Raw genomic sequence first — 16,813 nt, 5'->3', positions numbered from 1 at the left:
AATGTCGTGTCATCCAACCCGGTCATCAACCCGCCGGCACCAATCGCATGATGCCCGCCAGCGGCGTCCTCACCCAGTCCGGACGGTTATTGATCTCGTAGCGCAGCTCGTAGAGCGCTTTCTCCAGCTCGAAGAACGCCAGCAGCGCGTCGAAGTCGCTCTTGTGCGCGTAGATGCCCGACGCGCGCGCGGTCTCGTCGTACGCGGTGAGAAAGGCGGAGCGCACCTGGCGCTCCCAGTCGTCCGCGAGCGGGGTGAGCTTCGCTTCGTCCTCGGGCGATTCCACCGCCTTCTGCAGCGCCGCGGCCGCGGCGTAGTCGAACGATCGCAGCATACCCGCCACGTCGCGCAGCGGGGTGTGCTTGCGGCGGCGCTCCTCCAGGCCGCGCGCGGGCTCGCCTTCGAAATCGGTGATGATGAAATCGTCCTTGTTGATGAGCACCTGGCCGAGGTGGTAGTCGCCGTGGTGGCGGGTCTTGAGCGCCACGTTCGTCGGCATGGATAGCGCGTTCACCCGCGCCATCACCTGCTCGCGACGGCCGAGGAAGGCGCGCGCCTCCGCGGCCGCGGGCTGGGGAAGCTGGTCGACGCGGCTGGCGAGCAGCTCGAACGTCGCCGCCGCTTCCTCCTGCAGCTTGCGCCGCCATTGCGCGAGGTCTTCCGGCAGCGCCGGCTCGGGATCGAACGCGGGATCCCCGGTGCGCTTCGCGAACGCGTTGTGCAGCTCGGCGGTGCGCATGCCCAGCGTCTGCACCAGCGCGAGATACGCGCCGTGGATGTCCGGCGGGACCTCGGCCGCGCCGCGCTGGGTGTCGAGAAAGCGCGCGACGTATTCGAGGGTGTAGGTCCAGGCATCGCCCTGGTTCTGCACGTACGCCTGCAGCACCGCGAGCGTCGTGCGCGTGCCGTCGTTGTCGGCCTGCTCTACCACGCCTGCGAGCGGCACGCAGTTCGGAAACTTCGCGACGTCGGTGAGGAAGCGGCCGATCTCGACTTCCGGGTTGACGCCGTGCCGCACGCGCCGATACGCCTTGAGGAAGAGCCGCTGGCCGATCGAGACGATCGAGTTGCTGCTCGCGCCGGCCGCTATCCGCACCGGCAGGTTCGCGAGGTCGGGACCGGCGAGCTGCGCGTACGCATGCGTCGGCGCGAGCTTGATGACGCCCCGCGCCGTCGGGATCTCGCCGCCGCGGCCGATCGCCATCACCAGCGCCCGCGCGAAGCGCTCGTCGCCGAACGCATCCGCGAGTATGCCGACGCTCGCCTGCTGCCGCACCCGCGCGATCGTCACCGGCGCCATCGCCCGGATGCGGTCCTCGTCGGTGTCCTCCCACGCCAGCGCGAGCGGCAGGAAATAGCACGCCGGTTGCGATCCCCCGTCGGTGTTGAAGAGCGCGATCATCCACGTCGACTTGCCGCTTTCCCACAGCGCATAGTCGTGGAGACGGATGCCCTTGATCGCTTCGCCTTTCGCGGCGAACCAGCGCTGCGTCTGCACGTATTTCGGCAGCACGGCTTCCTCGAGCTGCGTGCGGGTCTTCTCCGCCATCGCGATGCGCCACGGCATGACCTTGTCCCGGAAGAAGCTCATCCAGCCGTCGAAGAGGATGACGATGGGCAGGTCTTCGCGCGCGAGGCGTTCTTCGTGCCAGTGAGGCACAGGCGCGTCGGTGGTGAGCTTGAACCAGTAGAAGCTGTGCGCGGGCAGCGTGAGCATGTACGGCAGCTCGCCGATCGGCGGGAACGGCGTGCGGCCGAGGAGCTCGAGCGGCACGCGGCCCTTGAAGCGCGCGAGATCGAGCTCGACCGGCTGCGCGGAGCGCCCGAGGTTGGCGACGCACAGGATCGCTTCGTCCCCCAGCTCGCGTAAGTACGCGAGGATCTTGCGGTTGCCGGGACGCAGGAACGTGAGCTTGCCGCGGCCGAAAGCGCGGCTGGTTTTACGAACCGCGAGCAGCCGCTTCATCCAGTTCAGCAGCGATCCGGGCTCGCGCATTTGCGCCTCGACGTTCACCGCCTCGAAACCGTAGATCGGGTCCATGATCGGCGGCAGATAGAGCCGCTGCGGATCGGCGCGCGAGAAGCCGGCGTTGCGGTCGGGCGACCACTGCATCGGCGTGCGCACGCCGTTGCGGTCGCCGAGGAAGATGTTGTCGCCCATCCCGATCTCGTCGCCGTAATAGACGATCGGCGAGCCGGGCATCGACAGGAGCAGGCTGTTCATCAGCTTGATCGTGTCGACGTTGTTCTCCATCAGCGGCGCGAGACGCCGGCGGATGCCGAGGTTGATGCGCGCGCGCGGGTCCGCCGCATAGAAGCGGTACATGTAGTCCCGCTCCTTGTTGGTGACCATCTCGAGCGTGAGCTCGTCGTGGTTCCTGAGGAAGATCGCCCACTGGCAGTTGTCGGGGATTTCCGGCGTCTGCTGCATGATCTCGATCACCGGGTGGCGGTCTTCCTGCGCGATCGCCATGTACATGCGCGGCATCAGCGGGAAGTGATACGCCATGTGGCATTCGTCGCCGTTGCCGAAATACTCGCGCACGTCCTCGGGCCACATGTTGGCTTCGGCGAGCAGCAGCTTGTTCTTGTGCGAGACGTCGAGCGCTGCGCGGATCTTCTTCACGACGTCGTGCGTCTCCGGCACGTTCTCGTTGCTGGTGCCTTCGCGCTCGATCAGGTAGGGGATCGCGTCCAGGCGGAAACCGTCGACGCCCATGTCGAGCCAGAACCGCATGGTCTTGATGACCGCCTGCAGCACCTTGGGATTGTCGAAGTTGAGATCGGGCTGATGGCTGAAGAAGCGATGCCAGAAGTATTGCTTGGCGACGTCGTCCCAGGTCCAGTTCGACGGCTCGGTGTCGGTGAAGATGATGCGGGTGCCGGCGTATTTCTCCGGATCGTCGCTCCACACGTAGTAGTCGCGCTTGGGCGAGCCGATCGGGGCGCGGCGCGCGGCCTGGAACCACGGGTGCTGGTCGGACGTGTGATTGACGACGAGCTCGGTGATCACCTTGAGCCCGGCGCGGTGCGCTTCGCGCATGAACGTGCGGAAGTCGGCGCGCGTGCCGTACATCGGGTGGATGTTGTGGTAATCGGCGACGTCGTAGCCGTCGTCCTTCAGCGGCGACGGATAGAAGGGCAGGAGCCAGATCGCGTTGACCCCGAGCTCCTTGATGTAGTCGAGCTTGGAGGTGAGGCCGCGGAAGTCGCCGATGCCGTCGTCGTTCGAGTCGAAGAACGCCTTGACGTGCAGCTGGTAGATGACGACGTCCTGGTACCACAGCGGGTCGTCCGCGGTCATGACGTCGGTCGCAGCCATCGCTGCAACGGGGCGATCCATAGGCATTATCTTTATGCGAAGTTGTCGGTGTCGCGCTCGTCGCGCATGTGCCGCCCGACGGCGAAGACGTGGCCCATGCCGGGGCCCAGATCGACGTAGTTGCGGCGGCCGCGCCAGTGGAAGCAGGCGTCGGTCAGCAGATCGTGCACCTGGTACGGCGCGTCGTGGGCGAGCGCGAGCGCGTCGAGATCGACCTCGACCCAGCCGGTCTGCCGGTGGTGGGGATCGAGGTTGACGACGATCAGCAGCGCGTTCGAAAGGTCCGGCGTGACCTTGAGATAGGCGATGAGCTGGTCGTTGTCGGTGCCGACGAAGGTGAGCGTCCTGTCGTTCTGCAGCGCCGGGTTCTCGCGGCGGATCTGGTTCACGCGCGCGATGAGGTAACGCAGGCTGTCCTCGCGCTCGAGGTTCCAGCTGCGGATCTCGTATTTCTCCGAGTGGAGGTATTCCTCGCTGCCGTGCTCGCGCGGCACGCGCTCCGAAAGCTCGTAAGCGGGACCGTAGATGCCATAGCTGGCGGCGAGGGTGCCGGCGAGCAGCAGGCGCGACACGAACGCCGGGCGCCCGCCGTGCTGCAGATGCTCGGTGAGGATGTCGGGGGTGTTCGGCCACACGTTCGGCCTGAAGTATTCCGCGCCCGGGCCGTGTGCGAGCTCGTTGAAGTACTCGATCAGCTCCCGCTTGGTGTTGCGCCACGCGAAGTACGTGTAGGACTGCGTGTAGCCGAGCTTCGCGAGCCGGTGCATGATCTTCGGCCGCGTGAACGCCTCGGCCAAAAAGATCACGTCCGGATTCTGACGCTGGATCTCGCCGATGGCCCACTGCCAGAACGGGAAGGGCTTGGTATGCGGGTTGTCGACGCGGAAGACGCGCACGCCCTCGTCGATCCAGTAATCGAAGACGCTCTTGAGCTCGTCCCACAGACCCGTCCAGTCGTCCGATTCGAAGTTGAACGGGTAGATGTCCTGGTACTTCTTGGGCGGGTTCTCGGCGTACTGCACCGTACCGTCGGGGCGCCAGTTGAACCACGACGGATGCTCCTTGACATACGGATGGTCCGGCGCGGTCTGGAACGCGATGTCGAGCGCGACGTCGATTTCGAGCTCTTTCGCGCGCGCGACCAGGGCGCGGAAATCCTCGATGCCGCCGAGCTCCGGGTGTATGGCCTTGTGGCCGCCCTCGTCCGAGCCGATCGCCCACGGGCTGCCGTAATCGCCGGGTGCGGCTTCGAGCGCGTTGTTCCTGCCTTTGCGCTTCACCTTGCCGATCGGGTGGATCGGCGGCAGGTACACGACGTCGAAGCCGAGTCCCTTGACGTAGTCGAGGCGCGCCGCGGCGTCGCGCAACGTGCCGTGCTTGCCGTCCTTTCCGGTCGAGCGCGGGAAGAACTCGTACCAGCTCGAGAAGCGCGCGCGCTCGCGGTCGACGAAAACCCGCAGGCCCTTGTCGTATTCGGCGGCGAGGCTGCGGTCGGGATAGCGCCTGGCGATCTCCGCCAGCGAGTCGTCGAGCACGAGGCGCTTGATCTCCTCGGTGTCTTTCGCCGAGCCGAGCTTGCGTGCCCATTCGCCCAGCTTTTTCGCGTCGTCGCCGTCGGCACGCTCGGCCGCGTGCCGGACGAGCTTTTCGCCCACGCGCGCGGCGATGGCGATGTCCGCGGGATCGACGCGGCGCTTGAACTCGTTGCGCCACGACAGGAAGTGATCGACCCACGCGATCACCGAGTAGTGATAGTGCCCGAGGCGTTGCAGCGGAAAGCTCGCGAGCCATTCGTCGTTGTAGCGCAGCGCCATCGGCGTCTCGCGCCATTCGCTCTCGCTCTCGTGGCGATGGCGCAGCACGACCGCGAGCGTGTCGTGGCCGTCGGTGAAGACGTGCGCCTCGACGTTCATGGTGTCGCCGACCACGCGCTTCACCGCGAAGCGGCCGCAGTCGACTTCGGGGATGACGCGGTCGATGATCGCGCGGATGCGCCCGTCCTGCCCGCCGCGCCGGGCGGGCTTCGCAGCGCCGGGATCGCTCTGCGCGCCGGATTTGCTCTGCCGGGGCGCGCGCGGCCTCAAAGTCGTGCCTTCGAGCTTCTCGGCTGCGGTGCCCGGCGCGCCTTGCGCGGCCGCTCTTGCCGCGTCGTTACTTCCGGCGGCTACTTTGGGTTCTTTTCGTGTGGTCTTAGCGCTCATGCTTGAAATACACCACCGACAGCGGCGGCAGGGTTATGCGAATCGCATGATACCGGCCATGGGCCGGGACGGGCGAGGAGTGCGCGCCGCCCGAGTTGCCGACGCCGCTGCCGGCGTAGCATGCCGCGTCCGAATTGAGCATCTCGCGCCAGAAGCCCGGCTGCGGCACGCCGAGCAGGAAGTTCTCGCGCGGCACCGGCGTCAGGTTGCAGACCACGAGGATCATGTCCCGGCCGTCGCGCGATTTGCGCACGAACGACAGCGTCGACATCTCGCCGTTCTGCGCGTCGATCCACTCGAAGCCGCCGGGCTCGAAATCGACCTCGTGCAGCGCGGGCTCGGAGGCGTAGACCCTGTTGAGATCGGCGATCCAGTGCATGACGCCGCTGTGGTCGGGGTACTGGAGCACCCACCATTCGAGGCTTTCCTCGTGCTGCCATTCGCGGCGCTGGCCGAATTCGCCGCCCATGAAGAGGAGCTTCTTGCCGGGATGCGCCCACATGTAGCCGTACAGCGCACGCAGGTTGGCGAACTGCTGCCAGTTGTCGCCCGGCATCTTGCCGATGAGCGAGCCCTTGCCGTGCACCACCTCGTCGTGCGAGAGCGGCAGCGCGAAGTTCTCGTTGAACGCGTAGATCAGCGAGAACGTGAGCTCGCCGTGGTGATACTTGCGGTGAACCGGGTCTTCCCTGAAGTAATGCAGCGTGTCGTGCATCCATCCCATGTTCCACTTCAGGCCGAAACCCAGGCCGCCGATGTAGGTCGGGCGGGACACCATCGGCCACGCCGTCGACTCCTCCGCGATGACCTGGACGTCGGGATGGTCGCGGTACACCGCTTCGTTGAGGCTGCGCAGGAAGTGGATCGCTTCGAGGTTCTCGCGCCCGCCGTACTGGTTCGGTATCCACTCGCCGTGCTTGCGTGCGTAATCGAGGTAGAGCATCGAGGCGACCGCGTCCACGCGCAGGCCGTCGAGGTGATATTTCTCGAGCCAGAACAGCGCGCTCGACGTGAGGAAGCCCCGCACCTCGTGCCGGCCGTAGTTGAAGATCGCGCTGTTCCAGTCGGGGTGAAAGCCCTGGCGCGGATCGGCGTGCTCGTAGAGGTGGGTGCCGTCGAAGCGATAGAGCCCGTGCTCGTCGTTCGGGAAGTGCGAAGGCACCCAGTCGAGGATAACGCCGATGCCGTTCTGGTGCAGCGTGTCGACGAAGTACATGAAATCCTGCGGCGAGCCGTAGCGTGAGGTCGGCGCGAAGTAGCCCGTCGTCTGGTAGCCCCACGAGCCGTAGAACGGGTGCTCGGTGATGGGCATGATCTCAACGTGGGTGAAGCCGGTGCGCTTCACGTGCTCGACGAGCTCGTGGGCGATCGCGCGGTAGGTCAGCGACTTGCCGTCGGCGCCGCGCCGCCACGAGCCGAGGTGCACTTCGTAGATCGACATCGGCGCGGCGAGGCCGTTCATCAAAGCGCGGCTGCGCATCCAGTCGGTGTCGTTCCACTCGTAATCGAGCTTCCACACGCGCGACGCGGTGCGCGGGGGCTCTTCCCAGTACAGCGCGTACGGATCGCCCTTGTCGGTGGCGCTGCCGTACGGCGACACGATGCGGTACTTGTAAGCGGCGCCGACTTTGACGCCGGAGACGTCGCCTTCCCAGATGCCCGATCCGTCCCAGCGCGGCTTGAGCTCGTTGGCGGCCGCGGTCCAGCCGTTGAAGTCGCCGACGACGGCGACCGATCGCGCGCTGGGCGCCCATACCGCGAAATGCGCGGTATCGTCGGACACGAAGTGACAGCCCAGCTTTTCGTACAGCCGGGCGTGGCTACCTTCCCTGAAGAGGTAGATGTCGTGATCGGTGAGATTGGTCATGGCTTTCAGTCGCGGAAGCAATTCCTCGGCCTGCCGCTGTACTTGAGACCTTGCACCAGGCATGGGCCATAAGAGCGCACGCAAGCGCAACAATTACCACACGCGGGGCGGAGCTGCGCGCATCGTTCATAATTCCGCGACGGAGGTGCGCGATGAGTCAGGAAGTCGAGCTTTACGTGGGTGATGCGCTCGGGCGTTACGGGTTTCCGCACGGACACCCGTTCGGCCCCGACCGGCAGGACGCGTTCTGGAAAGAGGCGGCGAAACAAGGCTTGCCGAGCCGCGTCAGCTTGCGCGAGCCGCGCGAGGCGACGCGCGAGGAGATCGAGCGCTTTCACAAGCACGAGCACGTCGAGCGCGTGCGCGTGCTGTCGCACGAAGGCTACGGCTCGATCGACTACGGAGACACCCCGGCGTATCCCGGCGTGTACGATGCGTCCGCCAACGTGGTCGGCGCCGCGCTCAACGGCCTCGACCGCGTGATGAGCGGCGAGACGCTGCGCACCTTCCAACCGATCGGCGGCCTGCACCACGCGCGCCGCGCGGGCGCGGCCGGGTTTTGCGTGTTCAACGATTGCGGCGTCGTCATCGATACGTTGCGCAGCCAGTACGGCGTCAAGCGCGTCGCTTACGTCGACATCGACGTGCATCACGGCGACGGCCTCTACTATCCCTACGAAGAAGATCCGGACCTCGTCTACGCCGACATCCACGAGGACGGTCATTATCTCTATCCCGGCACCGGCCACGACTACGAGCAGGGCAAGGGAGCGGGCGCGGGCCTCAAGCTCAACATCCCGATGCAGCCCGGCTGGGGCGACACCGAGTTCTACGCGGCATGGGAGCGCGTCGTCGACCACGTGCGCGCGCACCAGCCGGAATTCATCATCTTCCAGTGCGGCGCCGACAGCATCGCGGGCGACCCGCTCGCGCACCTGCAGTACACCCCGAAAGCACACGCCCACGCGGCGCGCAGCCTCTGCGGCCTCGCGAACGAGCTGTGCGACGGCCGCATCATGGGTTTCGGCGGCGGCGGTTACAACCGAGGCAATCTCGCCGCGGCGTGGTGCGCCGTGCTCGACGAATTCATCAAGGGCTCGGAAAGATAGGCGCTGTCAGCGGAACGCCGCGCTGGCGCGTTAGGTGAGTGCCGGCAGCGGCCGGCGCCACTTCACGGGAGGAGATATGAAAGGTTTGATCGCGGCGGTGTGCTTCATGCTGGCGGCGGCGCCGGTGTTCGCCCAGGACAAGGCCAAGGACGCGGAAAAGAAGTCGCCGATGGCCGCCGAGAAGTCCGCCAAGGGCGACAAGAAGGAGCCGTCGGAGAAGCAGAAGGCCCAGCAGGAACGGATGAAGGACTGCTCGGCCAAGGCCGGCGACAAGAAAGGCGACGACCGCAAGAAATTCATGAGCTCGTGCCTCAAGGGCGGCGGGGAGATGGACAAGAAAGCCGAGGCCACGCCCAAACAGGCGGCCCAGCAGGACAAGATGAAAGCCTGCAACAAGGAAGCCGGCGAGAAGAAGATGAAAGGCGACGAGCGCAAAGCCTTCATGAAAGACTGCCTCTCCAAGTGACGAGGCGCGCGCAAGCGCGACTCGTCATCCCCGCGTAGGCGGGGATCCGTTTTCCGCTTGACGAGTCGCCAGCAGGCGCGCGTCGTCATCCCCGCGCAGGCGGGGATCCATTTTTTCCGCTGCGCGGGAAAGGGCATACTCTTATGGGTATGCCCTTTTTCTTTCGGCGCGCGCTCAAAGGTGCGCTGCTTGCTTCCGCGCTCGCCATGGACGCCGACGCCCAGGACCGCTACGCCGCCGAGAAGCGGGCGATGCTCGACGACATCGCGCGCACCACCCGCGAGACCGCGACGGAGACCGGCCGCGACGCCCTGAGCGATCGCGTGATGCAGGCGCTCGCGCGCGTGCCGCGGCATCGGCTCGTCGCCGCGGGCGACGAGCGCGTCGCCTACCGCAACCAGCCGCTGTCGATCGGACAGGGCCAGACGATCTCCCAGCCTTTCATCGTCGCGCTGATGACCGATCTGCTCGAGATCAAGCCCGGCGACAAGGTGCTCGAGATCGGGACCGGGTCGGGTTACCAGGCTGCCGTGCTCGCCGAGCTCGGCGCGAAAGTCTATTCGATCGAGATCGTCGAGCCGCTCGGGCGCGAGGCTTCGAGGCGGCTGAAGGAGCTCGGCTACGCGTCGGTCGAGACGCGCATCGGCGACGGGTATCAGGGCTGGCCCGAGCAGGCGCCTTTCGATTCGATCATCGTCACTGCCGCGCCGCCGGAGGTGCCCGACGAGCTCACGCGCCAGCTCAGGCCGGGCGGACGGCTGGTCATCCCGCTCGGCCCGCAACTGGGCGCGCAGACGCTGTACCTGATCCGGAAGGGCAGCGACGGCGGCGTGAGCCGCCGCCCGGTGCTCGCGGTGCGTTTCGTGCCGCTGACCGGCGGCGGGAAATGAGGCGAACGCCTAGAAGCTGCGGCTCACCCCGAGGCGCAGGCCCTGCCGGCTCTTGTTCCAGAGGCTCTGCTCCTGGGACACCACGTCGTACGTGAGCGCCCAGTTGGTGGAGAGCCAGTGGCGGCCGGAGAGCGTGACGTCGCGGCTGTCCGCGACGGGCAGGCCGACCGCCGAGATGTTCATGTTCTCGATGTCGCGGCCCGTGGTGTAGGCGAGACCGACGACGTTGCGCTCGCCGTAGAGGTAGTTGACCTGGAAGCGATGCGCGGCGCCGAAGCCGCCGCCGTTCGCGCCGTTCGAATACAGCGTGTACGCGCCGCGAACGTTGCCGAAGTAGCGCTCGGCCGACAGCGCCAGCAGGTTGCCCGTCGCGAAGCCGTAATCGGTCTGGCGCAGTCCGAAGCCGACGCCCCAGCCGCCGGGCAGGCTTTGCGTGACCTGGCTGGAGAGCGTGTAGCGGGGCGCGCCCGTGAAGCGCGGATCGAAAGGCGAATGCGGGATCGCGCTTGCCGGCAGTCCCGCGGCCTGATGCAGGCTCGTGGTGTAAGCGGCATGGCCCGCGGCAAAGTGGAGAGACTCGCGCGTGCCGGTGTACAGCGTCAGCCTCGGCGCGAGGTCGTCACGCAGCGCGGCAGCATGCAGGTCGAGTCCCTGTTCGGTGCGGTCCGCGGCCAAGGACAAGCCCACCGCCTCGACCGAGTCCCGCGGGGCTTTGAGCCCGCGCAGCGAAGACCCTTCACCCGCGTAGGAAATACCCTGACAGCAAACCAAACCGGCGATGAGCCACGCGTAAGTCGCTGTTCTCATGATCGCCCCTGTTTCTAGTTTTGGTTTGAACAATTCTAATACACCCACGGTTCGAGGGTATTCCGGAAGGCATATTTCGAGGGCTTTTGCCGCACCAAAAAGCGGCCGTTGCGCGCACGCAACGCACCGCTGGCGCGCGTCCGCCGGGCGAAATCGCCTGCAGCCAAGCGCTTATCTCATTGGCATAGGCGTTGCTTTTGACAGCCGCCATCGTGTTTAACGGTCGCGACAGGGCGGCCCGAAAGGCGGAGATGAGCCTGGCCGTGGCGTTGAAGACTCTCACTCGGCGCGAGCGCCTGTCCGAAGCCGTGGCGCGTCAGACGACCGCGGCCTTGCTCGACGGCGGCGTTCCCGAGCTCGAGCAGGGCGCATTGCTGGCGCTGCTCGACGCGCGCGCCGACGAGATCGCCGAGCTCGCGGGCTGCGAGTCCGCGCTGTCCGAGCGCTGCTTTCGCCTGCGTGCCCATCCGTCGGGGGTGCGCCCGGTCGTGCTGGCCGGCCACATCGGCAGCGCCGACGGTCCCAACCTCCTGCCGCTCCTCGCCCTCGCGCTGCAGCGGCTGACGCTGCAGGTCGTCGTCCACGGCGTGCTGGGCACGCCGGGGCGCGTCGTGTCGGCGCAGGTCTTTCGCGAGCTCGGCCTCCTGCCGAGCGTCACGCTGTCGCAGGCGCAAAAAGAGCTGGACGAGGCGGGCTTCGCCTTCGTGCCCACCGCCGTGCTGTCACCCGGCCTCGCCGATCTGCTCGCATTGAGAGGCCGCATCGGCTTCGGCGGTTTCGCCGAGCGCCTCGCGCGCTTCGTCGATCCCTTTCGCGGCGAAGGGCTGACCGTCGTCGCCGCGGCCGACGAGCGGGAACGGCGGCTGCTACGTGGTCTGTTACGCGAGCGCGCAGGCAACCATCTGCTGCTCGACGCGGGCCACGGAGACCCTTTTGCAGATCCGCGGCGCAGGCCCGTCCTGGAGCTCATACGCAACGGCAGAGGCGAATTACTCTTCGAAGCGGAAGCGGGCAGCGTACGCTGCGCGTCGAATGTTCCGCGCACGAACGATGCGCGGGGCACCGCGGAATGGACGCGCGCGATCATGCGCGGCGAGCTTCCGATGCCGCTGCCCCTCGTGAACCAGATCGCCTGCTGCCTCTACGGCGCCGGCTACACGGTCGACATGAATCAGGCGAAAGCCATCGCCGCCGTGCAGACCGGAAGTCTGCTCGCGGCCTGATATCATCGGCGGTCCCGTGCGTCGCGCCCCGCGATGCGCGCTGCGCTACACAGCAACTCGTAAGGAGACACGAAGTGCAACACGAACTGCCCCCGCTGCCTTATGCGATGAACGCTCTCGAGCCGCACATCTCGCGCGAGACGCTGGAGTTCCATTACGGCAAGCATCACCAGACGTACGTCACCAACCTGAACAAGCTCATCCAGGGCACCGAATTCGAAAACATGCCGCTCGAGGAGATCGTGCGCAAATCGCAGGGCGGCATCTTCAACAACTCCGCCCAGACGTGGAACCACACGTTCTTCTGGCACAGCATGTCGCCCAACGGCGGCGGCAAGCCCACCGGCCAGCTCGCGCGGAAGATCGATGAGGCGTTCGGATCGTTCGAGGAGTTCCGCGAGAAGTTCTCGGCCGCCGCGGTCGCGGTGTTCGGCTCGGGCTGGGCGTGGCTGGTCAGGCGTCCCGACGGCAGCGTCGGCATCGAGACCACCTCCAACGCGTTCACGCCCCTCACGACCGAGGCGAAGCCGCTGCTCACGCTCGACGTGTGGGAGCACGCGTACTACGTCGATTACCGCAACAAGCGGCCCGATTTCGTGGCCGCATACTGGAACGTGGTGAATTGGGACTTCGCCGCGAGGAACTTCGCGGCGTAAGACGCGCCTTCGCCGCGAGGAACCAGGCGGCGTACGCGCTACCACGTTGTCATGAACGCAAAGGGCGCCTCGAGCGCCCTTTTTTGCGCGCATACCGTCGGTATTGCCTCGGCCGTACGGTTTCCGGTACTCTAGCCGCCGCAGTCCGAGAAGAACTACTACACCAACTTGGAGGGCGCCATGAAGAATCCACTCGATTCACTGTGGGGCACGGTCATAAGCGGTGTCGTGCTCACGTTGATCCTCTACAACGTCGTTCGCTTCGCGCTGCAATAGGGGAGGGACCATGGGCGAATTCATACAGCTCGGGCTCGGCCGCTGGCTCCACATCCTTTCCGGCATCATGTGGATCGGCCTCCTCTATTACTTCAACTTCGTGCAGGTGCCCGCGCTCGCGGAAGCGGCGAAAGACGGCACCGGCGCCGGCATCACCAAGCACGTCGCACCGCGCGCGCTCTTCTGGTTCCGCTGGGGCGCGGTGGCCACGTGGGTCATGGGCGCCGCCGTCCTCGGCGCGCACTTCCTCGACGCGTTCCTGTTCCGTGCCGCGCCTTACTACGCGATCGGCGTCGGCGCGTGGCTGGGCACGATCATGATCTTCAACGTGTGGGTGCTGATCTGGCCCAACCAGCAGAAGATCCTCGGCATGAAGCCCGCGAGCGACGAAGAGAAGGCTAAAGCGCGCCGCGTCGCCTTCCTCGCATCGAGGACGAACACCATGCTCTCGATACCCATGGTCTTCTTCATGGTCGCGAGCGGCGGGGTGTTCAGGACTGCGGTCTTCGGATAAAAAACCGGCCGAAAGCAAAAACCTGCTTTCGGCCGCGTTGAATCAGCACCGAAAGCTTGAGGCGGCTCGGCGCTTCAAAGCCCGCGGCGACGCGGGCTTTTCGTTGTCTATCGGGCGGGGCCCGCTTTCTCCAGTCCTTCGACCTTGGTGCCCGCTTTGATGTTGCGCTTGGCGAACCAGCCGAGGTTCATCTCCAGCGCATATTTCGCCGGCTTCGCCGCGGTGTGCGAGTTCTGCGTCTGCGGCTGCATGTCCTCGATGTTGATGATGCGGCCCTCGCGGTCGAGGAAGGCGACCGACAGCGGCACGTAGGTGTTCATCATCCACATCCCGTGCATCGCGATGTCCGGAAAGACGAAGAGCATGCCGCGGTTCTCCGGCAGCATGCGGCGGTGCATCAGCCCCGTGGCGCGCTGCGGGTCGGTGCTGGCGACTTCCGCGGTCGCCTTGTGACCGGCGATGGTCAGCGGAATCTCGGGAAGCTCGGCGCCGCGCGCCAGAGCGCTGACTGCGACGAGCACCAATGCGGCGAAGAGCTGCTTCACTGTCGTCCTTTCATGTCTTCGAATCGACGTTGTCCGCGATCCACGCGGCGATGGCGCCCATGACCGTATCGGCTTCACCCGCCGCGGGAAGCGTTGCGAGCTCGACGCTCGCATGACGCGCACGCGCCTCCTCGACGATCTTCGCGAGATCGCGCTTCAGATGCGCGCCCTGTGCCATGAAGAGCGGCGCGATGGTGATGCGCGCGCAGCCTTGGGCGGCCAGGCGATCGATCGCCTCCGGCAGCGTAGGTTGCATGAGCTCCAGAAAAGCGAGCGCCACGGTCTTGTCGGCGTTCGCTTGCGCGACCTTGCGCTCGATCGCGCGGAACGGCCGCGCCCACTCGGGATCGCGCGAGCCGTGAGCGAACAGCACGACGCCCGTCTTCAAGCCTTGCCCGTGCTGCCGAAGCCGCCGGCGCCGCGGCTGCTCGCGTGGAATTCGTCCACGACCTCGAAGCCGACCTGTATCACCGGCACGACGACGAGCTGCGCGAGGCGCTCCATCGGCTCGATGGTGAAAGCTGCGCGGCCGCGGTTCCACGTCGAGACGAAGATCTGCCCCTGGTAATCGGAGTCGATCAGGCCGACGAGGTTGCCGAGCACGATGCCGTGCTTGTGGCCGAGGCCCGAGCGCGGCAGGATCATCGCGGCCAGGCCGGGATCGGCGAGATGGATGGCGATGCCCGAAGGCACGAGCTCGGTCTGGCCGGGCTCGAGCGTGAGCGGCGACTGCAGGCACGCGCGCAGGTCGAGGCCGGCGCTGCCCGCCGTCGCGTACGCGGGCATCTGCTCGCGCAGCCGCGCGTCGAGGATTTTGACTTCGATCGATTTCATCCGGAGCGTTCGTCATTCCCGCGCAGGCGGGAATCCATTCTGACTTTCCGGCAGAGCCTCTCAGCCCCGCCGCTTCTTCCCGTATAACTTCGCGATGTGCGCGACGAGCTGTCGCGCCACCGTCTCCTTCGCCGCGCGCGGCAGCGGATGCGCGCCGTCGTCGTCGAAGAGGATGACCTGATTGTCATCCGCGCCGATCGCTTCCTGCGCGAGGTTCGCCGCGAGGAGCGGCAGCTTCTTGCGCTTGCGCTTGGCTTCGGCGTATTCCTCGAGCTTCTCGCTCTCCGCCGCGAACCCGACGCAGAACGGTGCGTTCGGCAGCGCCGCGATGGTGCCGAGGATGTCGGTCGTCGGCACGAGCTCCAGCGTCATCGCGGCGTCGGTCTTCTTGATCTTCTGCTCGCTCGGCCTGGCGGGCCGGTAATCGGCGACCGCGGCGACGCTCACGAAGATGTCGGCGTTCGCGACTCTCGCTTTCACCGCGTTCAGCATCTCTTCCGCCGAGACGACGTCCACGCGCTCCGCCTGCGCCGGCGCGGCAAGGCTCGTCGGCCCCGACACCAGCGTGACCTTCGCACCCGCGTCGATCGCGGCGCGCGCGACCGAATAACCCATCTTGCCCGAGCTCTTGTTGGTGAGGCCGCGTACCGCGTCGACCGCTTCGAAGGTCGGGCCGGCGGTGATCAGCATGCGCACTCCGGATAACGCTTTGGGGGCGAGGAGCGCTGACACGGCGTCGGCGATTTCCACCGCTTCGAGCATGCGGCCCATGCCGATTTCGCCGCACGCCTGGCCGCCGCTCGCGGGGCCGAAGACCTCGACGCCGTCGGCGCGAAGCTGCGCGACATTGCGCTGCGTCGCCGGGTGCTCCCACATCTGGCGATTCATCGCGGGGGCGACCGCAAGCGGACAGTCGCGCGCGAGACACAGCGTGGACAGCAGATCGTCGGCGATGCCGTTCGCGGCCTTCGCCATGAAGTCGGCGGTCGCGGGCGCGACGACGATCAACGCCTTGTCGCGCGAGAGCTCGATGTGCGCCATGTTGTCGGGGATGCGCGCGTCCCACATGTCGGTGTAGACGGGATTTCCCGACAGCGCCTGCATCGTCACGGGCGTGATGAAGCGGCAGGCCGCTGCGGTCATCACGACGTGCACCTCGAAGCCGCGCTCGGAGAGGCGGCGCACGAGCTCGGCCGACTTGTACGCGGCGACGCCGCCGGTCACGCCGAGGAGGAGTTTTTTCTTAGCGGTTTCAGTCACGTAAGGACACTTTCGGGCGGCGCTCAGTGTAGCTTAGACCGCATGGCTTGGCGACGACGCACGCACATGCGACGTTAGTCACACAAGCGGTTGACAGGGGAGGGCGCGACATGAGAATCGTCGACTGGCCGCTGGAGGAAAGGCCGCGCGAGAAGCTGCTCGCGAAGGGACCCGAGTTCCTGTCGGACGCGGAGCTCATCGCGATCCTGCTGCGGACCGGGATCAAGGGGATGACCGCCGTCGACCTTGCACGCGAGGTGCTGAAGCGCTTCGGCTCGCTGCACGCGCTGCTCACCGCGGACAAGAGGAAGTTCGAAGGCATCGCGGGGCTCGGCGACGCCAAGTACGCTCAGCTCCATGCCGTGCTCGAGATGAGCCGCCGCGCGCTCCGCGAGACGCTCGCCCGCGGCGCGGCGCTCTCGTCGCCGCAGGCGGTGCGCGATTACCTGCGGCTGAGGCTGCAGGGCAAGGCGCACGAAGTCTTCGTCGGGGTCTTTCTCGACGCGCAGAACCGGGTGCTGGAGGTCGAAGAGCTCTTCCGCGGCACGCTGACCCAGACCAGCGTATTCCCCCGCGAGATCGTGAAGCAGGCGCTGCACTACAACGCCGCGGCGGTGATTTTCGCGCACAATCACCCGTCGGGCGTTGCGGAGCCGAGCCGGGCCGACGAGGCGCTCACTCAGACCCTCAAGCACACCCTGGCGCTGGTGGACGTGAAGGTGCTGGACCATTTCGTGGTCGGCGGGGACGCGGCGATGTCGTTTGCCGAGCGGGGCCTGCTTTAGCAGGCCCCGCTCGGCTTCGCCCGGTAACGCCAAGGAGGGAAACCGAGGTTTCCCTCCT

General features: G+C 66.5%; 15 protein-coding genes. 7 read left to right on the top strand and 8 right to left on the bottom strand.

All coding sequences use genetic code 11. The annotated features are described in order from the left end of the window. Positions 1-25 precede the first annotated feature (25 nt). The 3 genes from treS to glgB are packed head-to-tail and all read right to left on the bottom strand — an operon-like array spanning position 26 to position 7,390. Positions 26-3,343, bottom strand: a complete 3,318-nt coding sequence (treS, locus tag VHP37_04885) for a maltose alpha-D-glucosyltransferase (GenBank protein ID HEX2825659.1) — start codon at positions 3,341-3,343, stop codon at positions 26-28. Between the two features lie 11 nt (positions 3,344-3,354). Further along, positions 3,355-5,523, bottom strand: a complete 2,169-nt coding sequence (locus tag VHP37_04880) for an alpha-1,4-glucan--maltose-1-phosphate maltosyltransferase (GenBank protein HEX2825658.1) — start codon at positions 5,521-5,523, stop codon at positions 3,355-3,357. Next, positions 5,513-7,390, bottom strand: a complete 1,878-nt coding sequence (glgB, locus tag VHP37_04875) for a 1,4-alpha-glucan branching protein GlgB (protein ID HEX2825657.1) — start codon at positions 7,388-7,390, stop codon at positions 5,513-5,515. Before glgB ends, VHP37_04880 begins: the two co-directional genes overlap by 11 nt. Before the next feature lie 152 nt (positions 7,391-7,542). On the opposite strand from glgB, the gene VHP37_04870 reads away from it, so the two are divergent. The 3 genes from VHP37_04870 (at position 7,543) to VHP37_04860 (ending at position 9,855) form a co-directional block, all read left to right on the top strand. Beyond that, a complete protein-coding gene (locus VHP37_04870; GenBank protein ID HEX2825656.1) occupies positions 7,543-8,499 on the top strand; it encodes a hypothetical protein in 957 nt (318 codons plus the stop codon). Positions 8,500-8,575: 76 nt separating this feature from the next. Continuing rightward, positions 8,576-8,965: a PsiF family protein gene (locus VHP37_04865; protein HEX2825655.1), complete on the top strand. Its 390-nt coding sequence runs from the start codon at positions 8,576-8,578 to the stop codon at positions 8,963-8,965. A gap of 206 nt (positions 8,966-9,171) precedes the next feature. Then, positions 9,172-9,855 (top strand): protein-L-isoaspartate(D-aspartate) O-methyltransferase, encoded by a 684-nt coding sequence (locus VHP37_04860; protein ID HEX2825654.1) that lies wholly within the window; start codon positions 9,172-9,174, stop codon positions 9,853-9,855. 9 nt (positions 9,856-9,864) lie between these two features. Here VHP37_04860 and VHP37_04855 read toward each other — a convergent pair whose 3' ends face one another. Beyond that, positions 9,865-10,662, bottom strand: a complete 798-nt coding sequence (locus tag VHP37_04855; GenBank protein ID HEX2825653.1) for a YaiO family outer membrane beta-barrel protein — start codon at positions 10,660-10,662, stop codon at positions 9,865-9,867. Positions 10,663-10,925: 263 nt separating this feature from the next. On the opposite strand from VHP37_04855, the gene ybiB reads away from it, so the two are divergent. The 3 genes from ybiB (at position 10,926) to VHP37_04840 (ending at position 13,331) form a co-directional block, all read left to right on the top strand. Then, on the top strand, positions 10,926-11,885 hold the full coding sequence (ybiB, locus tag VHP37_04850; protein ID HEX2825652.1) for a DNA-binding protein YbiB: 960 nt from the start codon (positions 10,926-10,928) through the stop codon (positions 11,883-11,885). Between the two features lie 74 nt (positions 11,886-11,959). Further along, positions 11,960-12,541, top strand: a complete 582-nt coding sequence (locus VHP37_04845; protein ID HEX2825651.1) for a superoxide dismutase — start codon at positions 11,960-11,962, stop codon at positions 12,539-12,541. A gap of 286 nt (positions 12,542-12,827) precedes the next feature. After that, on the top strand, positions 12,828-13,331 hold the full coding sequence (locus tag VHP37_04840) for a urate hydroxylase PuuD (protein HEX2825650.1): 504 nt from the start codon (positions 12,828-12,830) through the stop codon (positions 13,329-13,331). Between the two features lie 107 nt (positions 13,332-13,438). Here VHP37_04840 and VHP37_04835 read toward each other — a convergent pair whose 3' ends face one another. Genes VHP37_04835 through coaBC form a run of 4 tightly spaced genes read right to left on the bottom strand, consistent with a single transcriptional unit; the run spans position 13,439 to position 15,970 of the window. Next, the gene (locus VHP37_04835) at positions 13,439-13,876 is read right to left on the bottom strand and encodes a DUF192 domain-containing protein (GenBank protein ID HEX2825649.1); all 438 of its coding nucleotides are present in this window, start codon (positions 13,874-13,876) and stop codon (positions 13,439-13,441) included. 10 nt (positions 13,877-13,886) lie between these two features. Further along, positions 13,887-14,264, bottom strand: a complete 378-nt coding sequence (locus tag VHP37_04830) for a CbiX/SirB N-terminal domain-containing protein (protein HEX2825648.1) — start codon at positions 14,262-14,264, stop codon at positions 13,887-13,889. After that, positions 14,261-14,710: a dUTP diphosphatase gene (dut, locus tag VHP37_04825; GenBank protein HEX2825647.1), complete on the bottom strand. Its 450-nt coding sequence runs from the start codon at positions 14,708-14,710 to the stop codon at positions 14,261-14,263. The genes VHP37_04830 and dut overlap by 4 nt, the downstream gene beginning before the upstream one ends. A 60-nt stretch (positions 14,711-14,770) precedes the next feature. After that, positions 14,771-15,970: a bifunctional phosphopantothenoylcysteine decarboxylase/phosphopantothenate--cysteine ligase CoaBC gene (gene coaBC, locus VHP37_04820; protein HEX2825646.1), complete on the bottom strand. Its 1,200-nt coding sequence runs from the start codon at positions 15,968-15,970 to the stop codon at positions 14,771-14,773. Between the two features lie 110 nt (positions 15,971-16,080). Here coaBC and radC point away from each other — a divergent pair, with 110 nt between their 5' ends. Continuing rightward, entirely contained in the window at positions 16,081-16,755 is a 675-nt protein-coding gene (radC, locus tag VHP37_04815; GenBank protein ID HEX2825645.1) for a DNA repair protein RadC, read from the top strand. The last annotated feature ends 58 nt before the right edge of the window (positions 16,756-16,813 follow it).

This window comes from Burkholderiales bacterium, assembly GCA_036262035.1.
Lineage (GTDB): Bacteria > Pseudomonadota > Gammaproteobacteria > Burkholderiales > SG8-41 > JAQGMV01.
This window is presented reverse-complemented; position numbering and strand designations above follow the sequence as displayed.

What these genes read in the sequence shown, in the direction of transcription:
- VHP37_04840 (HEX2825650.1), top strand. Translation starts at nt 12,828, where the DNA reads ATGGGCGAATTCATACAGCTCGGGCTCGGCCGCTGGCTCCACATCCTT.
- glgB (HEX2825657.1), bottom strand. Translation starts at nt 7,390, where the DNA reads ATGACCAATCTCACCGATCACGACATCTACCTCTTCAGGGAAGGTAGC.
- radC (HEX2825645.1), top strand. Translation starts at nt 16,081, where the DNA reads ATGAGAATCGTCGACTGGCCGCTGGAGGAAAGGCCGCGCGAGAAGCTG.
- VHP37_04870 (HEX2825656.1), top strand. Translation starts at nt 7,543, where the DNA reads ATGAGTCAGGAAGTCGAGCTTTACGTGGGTGATGCGCTCGGGCGTTAC.
- VHP37_04865 (HEX2825655.1), top strand. Translation starts at nt 8,576, where the DNA reads ATGAAAGGTTTGATCGCGGCGGTGTGCTTCATGCTGGCGGCGGCGCCG.
- dut (HEX2825647.1), bottom strand. Translation starts at nt 14,710, where the DNA reads ATGAAATCGATCGAAGTCAAAATCCTCGACGCGCGGCTGCGCGAGCAG.
- VHP37_04860 (HEX2825654.1), top strand. Translation starts at nt 9,172, where the DNA reads ATGGACGCCGACGCCCAGGACCGCTACGCCGCCGAGAAGCGGGCGATG.
- VHP37_04880 (HEX2825658.1), bottom strand. Translation starts at nt 5,523, where the DNA reads ATGAGCGCTAAGACCACACGAAAAGAACCCAAAGTAGCCGCCGGAAGT.
- VHP37_04855 (HEX2825653.1), bottom strand. Translation starts at nt 10,662, where the DNA reads ATGAGAACAGCGACTTACGCGTGGCTCATCGCCGGTTTGGTTTGCTGT.
- treS (HEX2825659.1), bottom strand. Translation starts at nt 3,343, where the DNA reads ATGGATCGCCCCGTTGCAGCGATGGCTGCGACCGACGTCATGACCGCG.